Genomic DNA, 14175 nt, shown 5'->3' on the forward strand with positions numbered 1-14175 from the left:
ACATGTGCGCAAATAAACGAGGCCAGAATGGCAGAATATCCAACGAGTTTCGACAAAGACGCCCTGCTCAAGTGCGCCCGTGGCGAGCTGTTTGGCCCCGGCAATGCGCAATTGCCCGAACCGCCCATGTTGATGATGGACCGGATCACGGACGTGTCCGGCGATAGCGGTGAACACGGCAAGGGGCACATCGTGGCCGAGTTTGATATCACCCCTGATCTGTGGTTCTTTGACTGCCATTTCCCGGGCAATCCGATCATGCCCGGTTGTCTGGGTCTTGACGGGTTGTGGCAGCTGACCGGCTTCAACCTCGGCTGGCGCGGCTGGCAGGGGCGCGGCTATGCGCTTGGGGTGGGCGAGGTCAAATTGACCGGCATGGTCCGCCCGGATCGCAAGATGCTGACCTACCATGTGGATTTCACCAAGGCCGTCCAAACCCGCCGCCTGACGATGGGTGTCGCCGACGGGCGGGTGGAAGCCGACGGCGAAGTGATCTATCAGGTCAAGGACATGAAGGTCGCGCTGTCCGAAAGTTAAGCGTGCCCGTCACCAAAGCAACAAAAGGACCATGAACATGCGTCGCGTCGTCGTCACCGGATTGGGGATTGTGTCGTCTATCGGCACGAACGTGGACGAGGTTTTGGCCTCTCTCAAGGCAGGCGCCAGCGGGATTGAAGCCAGCGAAGAGATGGCCGAACACGGCTTTCGCAGCCAGATCGCAGGCACGCTCAAGCTGGACGTGGCTGATCACGTGGAAAAACGCACCTTGCGCTTCATGGGGCCCGGTGCGGCCTATGCCCATATCGCCATGACCCAGGCGATTGCGGATGCGGGGCTCGAAGAAAGCGACATCGTGAACCCGCGCACCGGTCTTGTGGCAGGCTCGGGCGGCCCATCGACCTCGGCCATGCTGGCGGCACATCAGACTGTGTTGAAAACCGGTGCCACCAAACGCATCGGCCCCTTTGCCGTGCCCAAGTGCATGTCCTCGACCATCAGCGCGAACCTGGCCACGGGTTTCAAGATCAAGGGCATCAACTATTCGATCACCTCGGCCTGTTCGACCTCGCTGCACTGCATCGGCAATGCCGCCGAACAGATCATGCTGGGCAAGCAGGACGTTATGTTCGCAGGCGGTGCCGAGGAGCTGGACTGGACGCTGTCCTGCCTCTTTGACGCGATGGGCGCGATGTCCTCGAAATACAACGACACCCCCGCACGGGCGAGCCGCGCCTTTGACGCAGATCGCGACGGGTTCGTGATCTCGGGCGGCGGCGGGATCGTCGTGCTTGAGGAATTGGAACACGCCCGCGCACGCGGGGCCAAGATCTACGCCGAAGTCACAGGCTACGCTGCCACATCCGACGGGCACGATATGGTGGCCCCTTCAGGCGAAGGCGGCGAGCGGGCGATGCGTGTGGCGCTGTCGACCCTGCCTGAGGACCGCAAGGTCAGCTATATCAACGCCCATGGCACCTCGACCCCGGTCGGTGATGTGGGCGAGATCGAGGCCGTGCGCCGCGTCTTTGGCCAAGGCACCACGCCGCCTGTCAGTTCAACCAAATCGATGACGGGGCACGCCCAGGGGGCCGCAGGCGCACTTGAGGCAATCTTTAGCCTCTTGATGCTGGACAACGATTTTATCACGCCTTCGATCAACGTCGAGACGCTCGACCCCGGCCTGGACCCGGCCGAGATTGCGACGCAGATGAAGGCGGCAGCGGGGCTTGATTCCGTTATGACCAATTCATTCGGATTTGGTGGCACCAACGGGTCGATGATCCTTTCGAAATTTCACGGGTAAGTATTGAATATGGCTGGAATGCTCTCAGGAAAACGCGGCCTTGTGATGGGCGTCGCCAATGATCGATCCATTGCATGGGGCATTGCCAAGGCCATGGCCGAGGCCGGGGCCGAATTGGCGTTCACCTATCAGGGCGAGGCATTTGGCAAGCGACTTGAGCCACTGGCAGCCAGCGTCGGTTCGGACTTCATGGTGGACGTGGATGTGACGGATGATGCCTCACTCGATGCCGCATTTGATGCGCTTGAGGCGCGTTGGCCCACGATTGACTTTGTGATCCATGCCATTGCGTTTTCAGATAAATCCGAGCTCACAGGCCGGTTCCTGAACACCAGCCGCGCCAATTTCAAACACTCGATGGACATCTCGGCCTATTCCTTCATCGAAGTGGCCCGGCGCGCCCATCCGCTGATGATCGAAAACGGCGGCACCTTGCTGACGCTGACCTATCAGGGGTCCAACCGGGTCGTGCCGAATTACAACGTGATGGGCGTGGCCAAGGCCGCACTGGAATCTGCTACACGCTATCTGGCCAACGACCTTGGGCCCGAGGGGATCCGGGTGAATGCAATTTCGCCGGGGCCGATGAAAACGCTGGCGGGTGCCGCCATTGGCGGGGCGCGCAAGACCTACAAACACACCGACCTCAACGCCCCCCTACGCTCGAACGCGACGCTTGAGGCGGTCGGCGGCACCGCCGTTTACCTGTGTTCCGAAGCCGGGGCTTGCACAACCGGAGAGATCATCCGCGTCGATGGCGGCTTCCACGTGCTTGGGATGCCACAGCCGGACCACCTCTAATTCTCCAAAATTAGTTCATAGTTTGGTCACGTCTTGAGGCTAGGCTCGGCCCCATGACAGCGGTAGAGACACATTCATCAGACAAACACGCACGTGTGCTCAAGCGGCGCGCGCGGCGGACGCAACTCTCCAAGTGGTTGGGGCGGCTGATCTTTTCGCTGATGGGTGTGGTTTTGATGCTGGGACTGCGTGCCTATCCCAATGTGGTCGAGGATGTGATCGCCTGGGCGCATGACACACCTCGGGCCGGGTCACCTGACCGGGTCTTTGCCAAACCCAGTGAGGTTCAGACACGCATCATGCTGACCGACAAGGTGCCGGTGCGACGGGGCAATACCTTGCCCGGTCATGGTACGTCGCCGCCCGGCAATGACACCCAGGCGCAAGCGGACGCGATCGGGCACACCCTGAGCACGTTTGATCCCGGCGGATAATCTGGGCGGCTTGGCGCATGGGATGATGGGCGGGACGTCTTTCCCCATACGGCAAACAACGTCTGCACAGCGTCACTTGGGATCAACAGACACCACTTCGAAATCAAAGGTCAGGTCCTTGCCCGCAAGCGGGTGGTTGGCATCCAGCATGACCTCTTCGGTGCCGATATCCACAACCGTGACCGGCATGGGCTGACCCTGTGGTGTCTGCATCTGCAACTGCAAACCCAGCTCCAGCGGAATCTCTTCGGGGATCGCATCCCGCGGCACCCCCTGACGCAGGGCCGGGTTCAGCGGGCCATAGGCTTGATCGCAGGCGATGTTCACAACCTTCTTTTCCCCCGGCTGCATCCCGATCAGCGCCACATCAAGGCCCGAGATGATCTGACCAGACCCGGCCACGAACTCGAGTGGGTCGCGCCCCTCCGAGCTGTCAAACACAGTGCCGTCCACCAATGTCCCGGTATAGTGAATGCGCACCGTGTCGCCGTCTTTGATCTCGGCCATGCCTTGTCTCCCAACATATTCCGTCCGATCAGCAGCGTGCCACACTGCGCGCACGCATACCAGTCGGGTAAACCCCACCTGCCCCCTTTTCGCGCGCGCCGCTCCGTGCCACTCTGCCTCAAAAAGGAAGACCGCCCATGCCCATCACCACCTGTATCTTTGACGCCTATGGCACCCTGTTTGATGTGGCCGCCGCCGCCCGGCAGGCCGCCACCGAACCCGCCTTTGCATCGATCAGGGACACATGGCCAACCCTCGCCGAACATTGGCGGCTCAAGCAGTTGCAATACACCTGGCTGCGGGCCGTCACCGGGGCGCATACCGATTTCTGGCAAGTCACCCAAGAAGGGCTGGACTGGGCGCTTGAAAAGGTCGGGCACGGCGATGACGCTGCCCTGCGGGACCGGCTGCTGGCGCTTTATTGGGAATTGCAGGCCTATCCCGAAGTGCCCGCGATGTTGCGCGCCCTAAAATCGGCAGGGTTGAACACTGCGATCCTGTCCAATGGGTCACCCGACATGCTCGACGGTGCTGTGCAATCCGCGGGCATCGCGGATGTTCTCGACGACAGCCTGTCTGTGCAATCGGTTGGCATCTTCAAACCCGGCGCGCGGGTCTATGATCTGGTCGGGCAACGCTTTGGATGCGCCAAGGATGAGGTTCTGTTCGTGTCCTCAAATGGCTGGGATGCGGCGGCAGCCACCGGGTACGGCTTTGAAACCGCTTGGGTCAACCGCGCAGGTGATCCTGTCGATCGCCTGCCATGGACACCCAGACATCGCCTCGACGACCTCACCGGCATTCCAGAACTGGCAGGTGTTTGATGGCAACCTTCACCACCTCGGACGGCCTGTCACTGTTTTACACCGACGAGGGGGCGGGGCTGCCGCTGCTGTGCCTGCCGGGCCTCACCCGCACCACCGAGGATTTCCAATACGTCACCCCCCACCTGCCCCTCTGTCGCCTGATCAAGATGGACTATCGCGGGCGGGGCCAATCGCAATGGGACGACATATGGGCCCACTACGTGTTGCCTATCGAAATCCGCGACGTGATGGAGCTGATGGACCATCTGTCGCTTGCATCCTGCGCGATCCTTGGCACCTCACGCGGCGGATTGAACGCCATGGGCCTGGCCGCTGCCGCCCCTGATCGGCTGCTCGGTGCCGCTCTCAATGATGTGGGTCCCGAACTCGACCCCGCAGGTCTTGAAGGCATAATGACCTACCTTGGCCGCCGCCCTGCCGCCCGCACCCATGCCGAAGTGGCCGCTGCGTTGCCATATATCCTCAAAGGGTTCGAAGGGGTCCCCCAAACCCGCTGGATGCAAGAGGCCCAAACTCATTTTGTCGAGACGGATCAGGGGCTTGACATCACCTATGACCCCCACCTGCGCGATGCGGTCGAGGCAGGTGGGGACATGCCAGACCTGTGGCCCTTTTTCGACTCGCTTGCGGGCAAACCAATCTGCGTGATCCGCGGCACAGGCTCCGATCTGCTGAGCGCAGACACGGTCCGCAAGATGCAGGATCGTCGCCCCGACATAATCGCTGCCGAGGTCCCTGGGCGCGGCCACGTGCCGTTTCTGGACGAACCCGAAGCCCTCGCGGCCCTGCACAGATGGATAGAAGCCCTCACATGAATATCGAGATGATCCGCGCTGCGGCCACCCGCCTGAACGGGCATGCGCGCCACACCCCGCTGCTGAATTCGCCCTTTATCGACAAGATCGCGGGGCGGCGGGTGTGGATCAAACCGGAATGTCTGCAACACACCGGCAGCTTCAAGTTTCGCGGCGCGTGGTCGGCCCTGTCCGCGCTCGATCCTGCAATCCGCACGGCGGGGGTGATCGCCTTTTCCAGCGGCAATCACGCCCAAGGCGTTGCACTGGCGGCAAACATGCACGACGTGCCAGCGGTGATCGTGATGCCCCGTGACGCCCCCGCGCTCAAGATCGAGAACACGCAAGCTCTGGGCGCTGAGGTGGTCCTGTACGAACGTGGCAGCGAGGATCGCGATATCATCGGCGCACAGCTCGCAGCAGAACGGGACCTGACGCTGATCAAACCCTTTGATGAACCGCAAGTCATCGCAGGCCAGGGCACGACGGGGCTGGAAATCGCAGCCCAGGCCGAGGCCCTCGGCGTCACAGTAGCCGACGTGTTGGTGTGTTGTGGCGGCGGCGGGCTGACCAGCGGCATCGCCCTGGCGCTTGAGGCCGAAGCGCCCGGCTTGCGCGTGCGCCCGGTCGAGCCTGAAAGGTTTGATGATGTGGCGCGGTCCCTGCGTTCGGGCGGGATCGAACGCAACAACGCCGTCTCGGGCAATATCTGTGACGCGATCATCACCCCGCAACCCGGCGACATCACATTCCCAATCATGCAGCGGCTGTGCGGCCCCGGTCTGGTGGTGAGCGAAGATGAGGCGCTGGCCGCCATGGCCCACGCGTTCCTGCGCCTCAAACTGGTGGCCGAACCGGGTGGGGCCGTCGCACTTGCTGCCGCTTTGTGTCGCGCGGACCAGATAGAAGGCGAGGACGTGATCATCACAATCTCGGGCGGCAATGTTGATCCTGACCTGTTCGCCCGCGCACTCCGGAGCCTTGCATGACCCATTTCACTATCGCCAGTTTCAACGTCAAAAACCTGATCGGGGCGGATCAGGAATATTACAAATTTCAAAGTTACACGCCCGAAGAATACGCATGGAAAGCCGATTGGCTGGCCGAACAGCTTCAGACCATGGACGCCGATATCGTCGGCTTTCAGGAAGTCTTTGAGGAAAGCGCGCTGCGCGACGTGATCGACATGGCGGATGCCGACGGGATTGCCGGAAACGACGCCCACATCCCCGGCCCCAACAAACGTTATCGGCGCAAGGCCATCTTTCGCAAACTGGCCTATCGCCCCTACACTGACGCCGCTTTGGCCGTTGCCCCCAACGTCAATGATGGCGGCCCCGGTCAGCGCCGCCCTGGCGTTGCGATCCTGTCCCGCTTTGGCTTTGTGGGCGCACCTGAGGTGATCCAAGATCTGTCCGAACCTGTCGATATCGACTTTGGTTCCATGGGTGACGCAGGGGGAGGCGGACATTTCCGCCTTACACGGCTCAGCCGCCCGATCCTCAAGGTGCGGGTACCCGTCGCGGGCCATGTGATCACCGTGTTCAACTGCCATCTCAAATCCAAACTGGGCGAATTTGTCCGCCCCGAAGGCGCGCCTTTCCCGCCCGAAGTCGACCTCACCCAATATGACCCCGTGGGGCGCGCCCTTGGTGGTGCGCGCGCCGCACTGCGCCGTATGGCCGAGGCCTGGGTGCTGCGCCGTGCCATTGTCGCGGAGTTGGATCAGGGCCACCCTGTCATGGTCATGGGCGATTTCAACGACGGCGAACATGCGGTCAGTTCCGAGATTATCAGCGGTGAACATCCGTTCAAAAACTACGCCTGGATGCTGCGCCACGACGCCCAAACCCCGCGCGACCGCTATTCCGAGGACGAAGATGCCTATATCCGCGAGGCCATTGAAAAGGTCCGCCTGCATTCAGCCGAAAAACAATTCGTGCGCAGCTCGGCCCGCGACATGGTCTATACGGCGGCATTTGGCGGGGTGTATGAGAGCATTGACCAGATCTATATGTCCCGCCACTTTCTCGCCGATACCCCCGATAGCATCGGGCATATGGAATATTTCAGCGTGCTGAACGATCATCTGACCGATGGCAGCCACGCCGAGGCCCCCTATAACAAGCTGGCCTCGGATCATGGCCAGATCATCGCCCACATCCGTCTAAAGGACTGAAACCAAATGCATATGGCTGATCTGGGCGATGTTACCCTGCACTACCGCATTGATGGCCCCGACGATGGCGCGCCGGTGGTCTTTGCCAACTCGCTTGGGACCGACATGCGCCTGTGGGACCCGATCCTGCCGCTGCTGCCTCACGGTCTGCGCATCCTGCGCTATGACAAGCGCGGGCATGGCCTGTCCGCCTGCCCTGCGGCACCTTATGCGATGGGCAGCCTTGTGGGCGATGTGGAGCGGTTGATGGATCGCTTGGGCTTTCGCGATGCGCTGTTTGTCGGCCTGTCCATCGGCGGGTTGATTGCCCAAGGTCTGGCCGTCAAGCGCCTTGATCTGGTCCGTGCCATGGTGTTGTCCAACACCGGGGCCAAGATCGGCACCAAGGACATGTGGGGCGACCGGATTGCAGCGGTCGAGGCCGGCGGGATCGAGGCACTTGCGGATGCCACGATGGAGCGGTGGTTTTCCCGCGCCTTCCTTGCGACACCCGAACTGGAGCTGTGGCGCAACCTGCTCGTCCGTCAGCCAGATGCGGGGTACACGGGGTGTTCAGCCGCAATTTCCGGCACGGATTTCTATGCAGCCACCGCGACGCTGCGCCTGCCCACCCTCGGGATTGCGGGCAGCGAGGATGGCGCAACGCCGCCCGATCTGGTGCGCGAAACCGTCAATCTGGTGCCCGGCAGCCAATTCCACCTCATCCGCCGCGCAGGCCATTTGCCCTGTGTCGAGCAGCCCGAGGAATACGCGCAGGTCCTGACCGATTTCATGCGCGCCACGGGGCATATCTGATCCATGGCGGCGAGTGTGTTTTCATCTCCTCTTTACAGCGGCCTTTTTCCGACCGGAGAGGTGGGCCGCCTCTGGTCAAACAGCGCCGAAGTGCGTGCAATGCTGGTGGTTGAGGGGGCATTGGCCAAGGTGCAAGGGGCCCAGGGCATCATCCCCGAGACCAGCGCCGCATTCGTGCACCGCTCAAGCCTTGAGGTGCAGATTGACCCCGCCGGGTTGGCCGAGGCAACGGGCACCAACGGCGTCAGCGTGCCGGCGCTTGTTGCCGCGTTTCGTACCGCGATGGAGGCGCCCGAGCACGCCCAATACGCCCATTGGGGGGCCACAAGTCAGGACATTATCGACACCGCCCTGATGCTGCGCCTGCGTCAAACCCTGGCCGTGATGGAGGATCGTCTGCGCGCGCTACTGACCCATTTGGGGTCCGAGGCCCACGCACATGCCGGCCTGCCCATGGCCGCGCGCACCTATGGGCAACATGCGACTGTGACCTCTTGGGGGGCTGTGCTGGCGCAATGGGGCAATCCGCTGCTGGAGGCGGTCGAGCGGTTGGAGGCGGTGCGCGCAAGCGCCCTTTGGGTCTCGCTCAGTGGTGCATCGGGCACTGCATCCGCCCTTGGCCCTAACGCGCCCGCCACCCGAGCAGCCTTGGCCGAAGCGTTGCGTCTGGGCGATCCGGGGCGCGGTTGGCACACGGATCGCGGGCCAATCTTGCGCATCACCGACTGGATGGCAGATGTGGTCGCAACCCTTGGCGGGATGGGGCACAGCCTGATCGGGCTGGCCGGATCAGACACAGCCGAGGTGACGCTTGGCGGGGCGGGTGGGTCATCAACCATGCCCCAAAAACAGAACCCGGTCGGTCCCTCCCTTCTGGTGGCGTGCCAAAATCAAATCGCAGGCCTGCGCACCAGTTTGCAGATGGCCGCCGCACATCAATACCAACGGGACGGGGCGGCGTGGTTCACGGAATGGATGGTGCTGCCCCAGATCGCTTTGACAACGGCATCTGCCATTGAAACCGCTGTGCAGGTCATGGACAGCGCCGCGCCCGTACCGGGCCAAATGACGGGCAATGTGACAGGGCAAGGGTTTGTGCATGCCGAAGCCCTGAGTTTTGTGCTGACCGCGCGCATGACCCGCCCGGAGGCCCAAAGCGAAACCAAACGACTGGTCGCAGCCGCCATCGAAACAGGCGATACACTCGAAGCGGTGGCGCAGGCCGCATATCCCGATCTCTCCTCTGATCTGTTCGAGCCAAGCGCCCAGATGGGCCACGCCCCCGACGATGCACGCCGCTTTGCGGACCGGGTGGCACAGCTTTGAAACTGCCTGTCCTCTTTATCCTGTTCACCGTGATGCTGGATGCGATGGGCATTGGGCTGATCGTGCCGGTCATGCCCGATCTCGTGCAGGAGGTGCGCGGCGCAGGCATCGGGTCAGCAGCCGTCTGGGGCGGGATTCTGTCAGCGACATTTGCGGCCATGCAATTCCTGTTCGGCCCGGTGATCGGGGCGCTGTCGGATCGGTTCGGTCGGCGGCCCATCCTGTTGGTGTCGCTTGTGGTGATGACGGCCGACTATCTGGTGATGGCTGTGGCCGGATCGATCTGGCTGCTGCTCGCGGGGCGGGTCGTGGGCGGGATCACCGCCGCCACACAGTCCACCGCCAATGCCTACATGGCTGACATTTCGAAACCCGGCGAAAAGGCCGCGAATTTTGGACTGATCGGGGCGGCGTTCGGGATGGGCTTTGTCTTTGGTCCCATGATCGGGGGTGCACTCGCCGAATACGGCACGCGCGCGCCGTTTTATGCAGCGGCAGGATTGGCGGCGGCCAACGCGGTATTTGGGTATTTCGTGCTCAAGGAAACCGTGGATGATCGCATTCGCCGACCCTTTGAGTGGCGGCGCGCGAACCCGTTCGGGCTGTTCAAATACCTCGCACGACTGCCCGGTCTGGGTCCGCTGCTGGTCGTGTTCTTCTTCTATCAGGTGGCCTTTGGCGTCTACCCCGCGATCTGGAGCTACTACACCCTCGAACGCTTTGACTGGTCACCGGGCATGCGCGGGCTGTCCCTGGGATTGTTCGGCATTGCCATGGCAGTCGTTCAAGGCGGCTTGATCCGGCCCATCCTGCGCGCCCTTGGCGAGCGGGGCGCGGTGATCTACGGGCACGGCGCGGATGTGATCGTGTTCCTGCTGATCGGAGTGGTCAGTTCGGGGACATGGCTGCTGATCCTGACACCGCTCGCCGCCCTGCCGGCCGTGATCACACCCGCCTTGCAGGGGATCATGTCCAAGGCGGTCGATGACAATCAACAAGGCGAATTGCAGGGGGCGCTGACCTCGGTGTCGGCCCTCGCGATGATCATATCGCCCATGGTGATGACTTACGTGTTTTATGCCTTCACCGAACCGGGCGCACCGATCTATGCGCCGGGATCGTCGTTCTTTTTGTCCGGCGTTCTGATCGCAATTGGGCTGTTCATCTTCCTGCGCGCCGGGAAAATCACCTACAAGACACCCATTCCCGAGCCGCCTGCGTCACAATAAGTCGCATTCGGTCTTGCGAGGGCGCACAGGCTGCGCCACCGTCCTTGAAAGACAACACTGACAGCGCCAGCAAGGATCGCCCATGCAGACCATCAAAGCCGCCGTATGCCACGCCTTTGGCGCCCCCCTTGTGATCGAAGACATCCTGCTGCGCGCGCCCGAAACGGGTGAGGTCGAGGTCTGCCTTGACGCCGTGGCGATCTGTCATTCCGACATTTCCTATGCGGAAGGGATCTGGGGGGGATCGCTGCCTGCGGTCTATGGCCACGAGGCGGCGGGGATCGTAAGCGCGGTTGGCCCCGGCGTCGTGGACCTCGCCCCCGGCGACAGCGTCGTTGTCACCCTGATCCGGTCCTGCGGCACCTGCCCGTCTTGCGCGGGTGGGAAGCCGACGATTTGCGAAACCCCCTATGACGGGGACAAGGGGCCGATCCGCACCGCAGATGACGGCAAACTGCATCAGGCGATGGCCTGCGGGGCCTTTGCCGAAAAGGTGGTCGTGGACCAACGCCAACTGGTCAAAATCTCGGGCGAGATCGCCAAGGATGCGGCCAGCCTGATCGCTTGCGGTGTGATCACAGGCGTCGGCGCGGTGGTGAACGCGGCAGGCCTGCGCGCAGGCCAGGACGTGGTCGTGATCGGCGCAGGCGGCGTGGGCCTGAACGCCATTCAGGGCGCGCGTATCGCAGGGGCGCGACGCATCGTGGCCGTGGACATGACCGAGGACAAGCTGGAGGACGCCAAGGCATTCGGCGCAACCCACGGCGTGCTCGCCACTCAAAACGCCCCGTGGCGCGCCAGCTACAAGGCGCTTGGCGGCAAGGGTGCCGAGGCGGTGATTGTCACCGTTGGCGCGATCCCCGCCTATGAACAGGCCCCCCGGTTCATGGGGCGCGGCGGCAAGGTCGTGATGGTCGGCATGCCTCCATCCGGTGCGGAGGCATCGTACGAGCCTGCGGTGCTGGCCGCCATCGGGCAGGGCATGATCGGCTCCAAGATGGGTGATGTGGTCATCCAGCGCGATATTCCATGGATGGTTGATCTCTACCAACAGGGGCGCTTGCAACTGGACAGCCTGATCTCGGGCCGCTGGTCGCTGGATCAGATCAACGAGGCGATTGCGGATACCAAAGGTGGCAAAGCCCGCCGGAACGTCATCATGTTTGACCGCTAGAAACGCTCAGAGGCCCAGCTGTTGAACCAGAGAATGAAAGACCCCAGCCCATGAAATTGCGTGATCTCGACATCATAGTCACCGCACCACCAGCACCCGGATGGGGTGGGCGCTATTGGATCTTGGTCAAGTTGACGACAGACGACGGGATCGTGGGTTGGGGCGAATGCTATGCCTCCTCCGTCGGGCCGGACGCGATGCGGGCCGTCATCGAAGACGTGTTCGCCCGGCATATGGCTGGGGAGAACCCCGAAAATATCGAGTTGATGTTTCGCCGCGCCTATTCCTCGGGCTTTACCCAACGCCCCGATTTGACGGTGATGGGCGCGTTTTCGGGCCTTGAGATTGCGTGCTGGGACATCCTTGGCAAAGCCCGAAACCGCCCCGTGCATGCACTGCTCGGGGGCCGCATGAATGACCGCATCCGCGCCTACACCTACCTCTATCCCCTGCCCCATCACGGGCTGGACGCGTTCTGGACCTCGCCCGAGATGGCGGCAGAATCGGCACTTGATTGCGTGGAACGTGGCTTTACGGCCGTAAAGTTCGACCCCGCAGGCCCATATACGATGCGCGGCGGGCACATGCCGGGGATGCGCGACATTTCGATGTCGGTCGCGTTCTGCAAGGCGATCCGCGCTGCGGTCGGGGATCGTGCGGACCTGCTGTTCGGCACCCACGGGCAGTTCACCACCGCAGGTGCGATCCGTCTGGGTCAGGCGCTTGAGCCCTACTCCCCCCTCTGGTTCGAAGAGCCGATCCCACCCGATGCGGTCGAGGAAATGGCCAAGGTTGCCCGCGCCGTGCGCATCCCCGTGGCCACGGGCGAGCGGCTGACAACCAAGGCTGAATTCGCGCCCATCCTGCGGTCCGGAGCTGCGAGCATTCTGCAACCTGCCCTGGGTCGGGCCGGGGGCATCTGGGAGATGAAAAAGGTCGCCGCCATCGCCGAAGTCTACAACGCGCAGATCGCGCCGCACTTTTATGCGGGCCCCATTGAGTGGGCGGCCAACATACATCTGGCCGCCTCCATCCCGAACATTCTGATGTGCGAAACGATTGAAACGCCATTCCACGACCAGCTGATCGGGGGCACAATCCGGGTCGAGGATGGGTTCATCACACCGCCGACAACCCCCGGTTTGGGGATCGAGGTGGACGAAGGCCTCGCCCGTGCGCATCCCTATACCGGCGACGGGTTGCATTTGCAGATGCAGGAAGACCCCTGTAACTATGCCGATGGCAACAATTTCGAAGGGGGTGCACCCGCACCAAGGGACTAGCCGGTGACCTCAAATCTGATCCGGGGGCGGTTGTCGCCTGCCGCGTTGCTTCCCAATTCGATCACACCGCTGCCGGTCAGAGCGACCGTTTGACGGCGGATGAAAAACTCGGGGTGGGTCCCGATGGTCAGGGTGCAGCCCGCTGACGAGCTGTCCTTGAATTCCACGATGCCACCACGCACCGAGATGGCCGCATGCACCCGCGACACCCAGGCATAGGACATGACCAGATCACACTGGGTCGAGCGTCCGATTTTCAGCTCGCGCCCCTCGGGAATGTCCTGCGCCCAGTCTTCAAAGGACAGGCGCAGGGTGGTTTTGGCCACGTGTTCGCGCTGACGGGCAGTAAAGACAGTCGATTGCGACATGAAACTGGTCACGCCGTCCTCATCATCGTCAATCTCGGCCAACATCGCAAAGATCTCGGTCGGCGCATCCGTCCCCCGCAAGGTGATTTCGCCCATCGACCGCAAATCGGATGTTTCACTGGCGGACGCATGTTCGACCAACTCGCGGCTCATCAGCACTTCGTTCTCTTTGGCCTGCCCGCCCAGGCGGGCCGCGACGTTGACGGCATTTCCAAACAGCTCTTCACCCCGCCACAATACGGTGCCCCAATGCAGGCCCGCATGCACCGACACTTCGCCCCGTGCCCCTTGTTCAAGGATCCCGCGTGCGGCGGCCATGGCGTGATCGGCAGATTCGAAAAGGCACAGCACATCGTCGCCTTTGGAGCGCACAAATTCGCCCCCCGTTTCAGTGGCGATCCGCTGCATCCCCTCGACGCATTCAAACACCATCCGGCTGGCTTCGGCGTCACCATAGCGTTGATACAAAGGCGTGCTGCCCGACACATCAGCGAGCAGGATCGCGCGCTCAATACTCATGCCACTGCATCCCCCAGAAATGCGGCCGCGTTCAATATGGCCATCTGTGTTTTCAAATCGTTTGCTTTAACGCCTCTATGATTACACGCCCGTCGCCGCCCCGTCACTATATTTGGTGGCAGGTCCCCAATCTGT

The 14175-nt window shown here is 62.3% G+C and carries 15 protein-coding genes; 13 read left to right on the top strand and 2 right to left on the bottom strand.

From position 1 onward, the window contains the following. Positions 1-27 precede the first annotated feature (27 nt). From fabA to Q0859_RS11105, 4 genes are read left to right on the top strand one after another with little or no spacing between them, the layout of a single operon-like run. Positions 28-537, top strand: a complete 510-nt coding sequence (gene fabA / locus Q0859_RS11090) for a bifunctional 3-hydroxydecanoyl-ACP dehydratase/trans-2-decenoyl-ACP isomerase (RefSeq protein ID WP_299151055.1) — start codon at positions 28-30, stop codon at positions 535-537. Between the two features lie 37 nt (positions 538-574). Next, a complete protein-coding gene (gene fabB / locus Q0859_RS11095) occupies positions 575-1804 on the top strand; it encodes a beta-ketoacyl-ACP synthase I (RefSeq protein WP_299151057.1) in 1230 nt (409 codons plus the stop codon). A 9-nt stretch (positions 1805-1813) separates the two neighbouring features. Then, positions 1814-2605: an enoyl-ACP reductase gene (locus Q0859_RS11100; protein ID WP_299151060.1), complete on the top strand. Its 792-nt coding sequence runs from the start codon at positions 1814-1816 to the stop codon at positions 2603-2605. A 53-nt stretch (positions 2606-2658) separates the two neighbouring features. Then, the gene (locus Q0859_RS11105) at positions 2659-3039 is read left to right on the top strand and encodes a hypothetical protein (protein WP_299151063.1); all 381 of its coding nucleotides are present in this window, start codon (positions 2659-2661) and stop codon (positions 3037-3039) included. Positions 3040-3111: 72 nt separating this feature from the next. On the opposite strand, the gene Q0859_RS11110 is transcribed toward Q0859_RS11105, so the two are convergent. Continuing rightward, positions 3112-3546, bottom strand: a complete 435-nt coding sequence (locus tag Q0859_RS11110) for a peptidylprolyl isomerase (RefSeq protein ID WP_299151065.1) — start codon at positions 3544-3546, stop codon at positions 3112-3114. 137 nt (positions 3547-3683) lie between these two features. Between Q0859_RS11110 and Q0859_RS11115 the strand changes: the two genes are divergently transcribed. The 9 genes from Q0859_RS11115 (at position 3684) to Q0859_RS11155 (ending at position 13153) form a co-directional block, all read left to right on the top strand. Continuing rightward, positions 3684-4370, top strand: coding sequence for a haloacid dehalogenase type II (locus Q0859_RS11115; RefSeq protein ID WP_299151067.1), 687 nt, complete (start codon positions 3684-3686; stop codon positions 4368-4370). Beyond that, positions 4370-5188 carry an alpha/beta hydrolase gene (locus Q0859_RS11120; protein ID WP_299151069.1) on the top strand — a complete coding sequence of 273 codons (819 nt, stop codon included), beginning with the start codon at positions 4370-4372 and terminating at the stop codon, positions 5186-5188. Before Q0859_RS11115 ends, Q0859_RS11120 begins: the two co-directional genes overlap by 1 nt. Further along, the gene (locus Q0859_RS11125) at positions 5185-6156 is read left to right on the top strand and encodes a threonine/serine dehydratase (protein ID WP_299151071.1); all 972 of its coding nucleotides are present in this window, start codon (positions 5185-5187) and stop codon (positions 6154-6156) included. The genes Q0859_RS11120 and Q0859_RS11125 overlap by 4 nt, the downstream gene beginning before the upstream one ends. Next, on the top strand, positions 6153-7346 hold the full coding sequence (locus Q0859_RS11130; protein ID WP_299151072.1) for an endonuclease/exonuclease/phosphatase family protein: 1194 nt from the start codon (positions 6153-6155) through the stop codon (positions 7344-7346). The genes Q0859_RS11125 and Q0859_RS11130 overlap by 4 nt, the downstream gene beginning before the upstream one ends. 6 nt (positions 7347-7352) lie before the next feature. Beyond that, on the top strand, positions 7353-8141 hold the full coding sequence (gene pcaD / locus Q0859_RS11135; RefSeq protein WP_299151074.1) for a 3-oxoadipate enol-lactonase: 789 nt from the start codon (positions 7353-7355) through the stop codon (positions 8139-8141). Between the two features lie 3 nt (positions 8142-8144). Beyond that, positions 8145-9467 carry a lyase family protein gene (locus Q0859_RS11140; protein WP_299151076.1) on the top strand — a complete coding sequence of 441 codons (1323 nt, stop codon included), beginning with the start codon at positions 8145-8147 and terminating at the stop codon, positions 9465-9467. After that, positions 9464-10696, top strand: coding sequence for a TCR/Tet family MFS transporter (locus tag Q0859_RS11145; RefSeq protein WP_299151078.1), 1233 nt, complete (start codon positions 9464-9466; stop codon positions 10694-10696). The genes Q0859_RS11140 and Q0859_RS11145 overlap by 4 nt, the downstream gene beginning before the upstream one ends. 82 nt (positions 10697-10778) lie before the next feature. After that, positions 10779-11870, top strand: coding sequence for a Zn-dependent alcohol dehydrogenase (locus tag Q0859_RS11150; RefSeq protein ID WP_299151080.1), 1092 nt, complete (start codon positions 10779-10781; stop codon positions 11868-11870). Between the two features lie 50 nt (positions 11871-11920). After that, a complete protein-coding gene (locus tag Q0859_RS11155; protein WP_299151081.1) occupies positions 11921-13153 on the top strand; it encodes a mandelate racemase/muconate lactonizing enzyme family protein in 1233 nt (410 codons plus the stop codon). On the opposite strand, the gene Q0859_RS11160 is transcribed toward Q0859_RS11155, so the two are convergent. Continuing rightward, positions 13150-14040, bottom strand: a complete 891-nt coding sequence (locus Q0859_RS11160; RefSeq protein ID WP_299151082.1) for an adenylate/guanylate cyclase domain-containing protein — start codon at positions 14038-14040, stop codon at positions 13150-13152. The two genes, Q0859_RS11155 and Q0859_RS11160, sit on opposite strands and share 4 nt — an antisense overlap. Positions 14041-14175 lie beyond the last annotated feature (135 nt).

The organism is uncultured Tateyamaria sp. (assembly GCF_947497045.1).
Lineage (GTDB): Bacteria > Pseudomonadota > Alphaproteobacteria > Rhodobacterales > Rhodobacteraceae > Tateyamaria.

Bases quoted from the DNA above. Each gene is read 5' to 3' on its own strand.
- fabA (WP_299151055.1), top strand. From the start codon at position 28: ATGGCAGAATATCCAACGAGTTTCGACAAAGACGCCCTGCTCAAGTGC.
- fabB (WP_299151057.1), top strand. From the start codon at position 575: ATGCGTCGCGTCGTCGTCACCGGATTGGGGATTGTGTCGTCTATCGGC.
- Q0859_RS11100 (WP_299151060.1), top strand. From the start codon at position 1,814: ATGGCTGGAATGCTCTCAGGAAAACGCGGCCTTGTGATGGGCGTCGCC.
- Q0859_RS11105 (WP_299151063.1), top strand. From the start codon at position 2,659: ATGACAGCGGTAGAGACACATTCATCAGACAAACACGCACGTGTGCTC.
- Q0859_RS11110 (WP_299151065.1), bottom strand. From the start codon at position 3,546: ATGGCCGAGATCAAAGACGGCGACACGGTGCGCATTCACTATACCGGG.
- Q0859_RS11115 (WP_299151067.1), top strand. From the start codon at position 3,684: ATGCCCATCACCACCTGTATCTTTGACGCCTATGGCACCCTGTTTGAT.
- Q0859_RS11120 (WP_299151069.1), top strand. From the start codon at position 4,370: ATGGCAACCTTCACCACCTCGGACGGCCTGTCACTGTTTTACACCGAC.
- Q0859_RS11125 (WP_299151071.1), top strand. From the start codon at position 5,185: ATGAATATCGAGATGATCCGCGCTGCGGCCACCCGCCTGAACGGGCAT.
- Q0859_RS11130 (WP_299151072.1), top strand. From the start codon at position 6,153: ATGACCCATTTCACTATCGCCAGTTTCAACGTCAAAAACCTGATCGGG.
- pcaD (WP_299151074.1), top strand. From the start codon at position 7,353: ATGCATATGGCTGATCTGGGCGATGTTACCCTGCACTACCGCATTGAT.
- Q0859_RS11140 (WP_299151076.1), top strand. From the start codon at position 8,145: ATGGCGGCGAGTGTGTTTTCATCTCCTCTTTACAGCGGCCTTTTTCCG.
- Q0859_RS11150 (WP_299151080.1), top strand. From the start codon at position 10,779: ATGCAGACCATCAAAGCCGCCGTATGCCACGCCTTTGGCGCCCCCCTT.
- Q0859_RS11155 (WP_299151081.1), top strand. From the start codon at position 11,921: ATGAAATTGCGTGATCTCGACATCATAGTCACCGCACCACCAGCACCC.
- Q0859_RS11160 (WP_299151082.1), bottom strand. From the start codon at position 14,040: ATGAGTATTGAGCGCGCGATCCTGCTCGCTGATGTGTCGGGCAGCACG.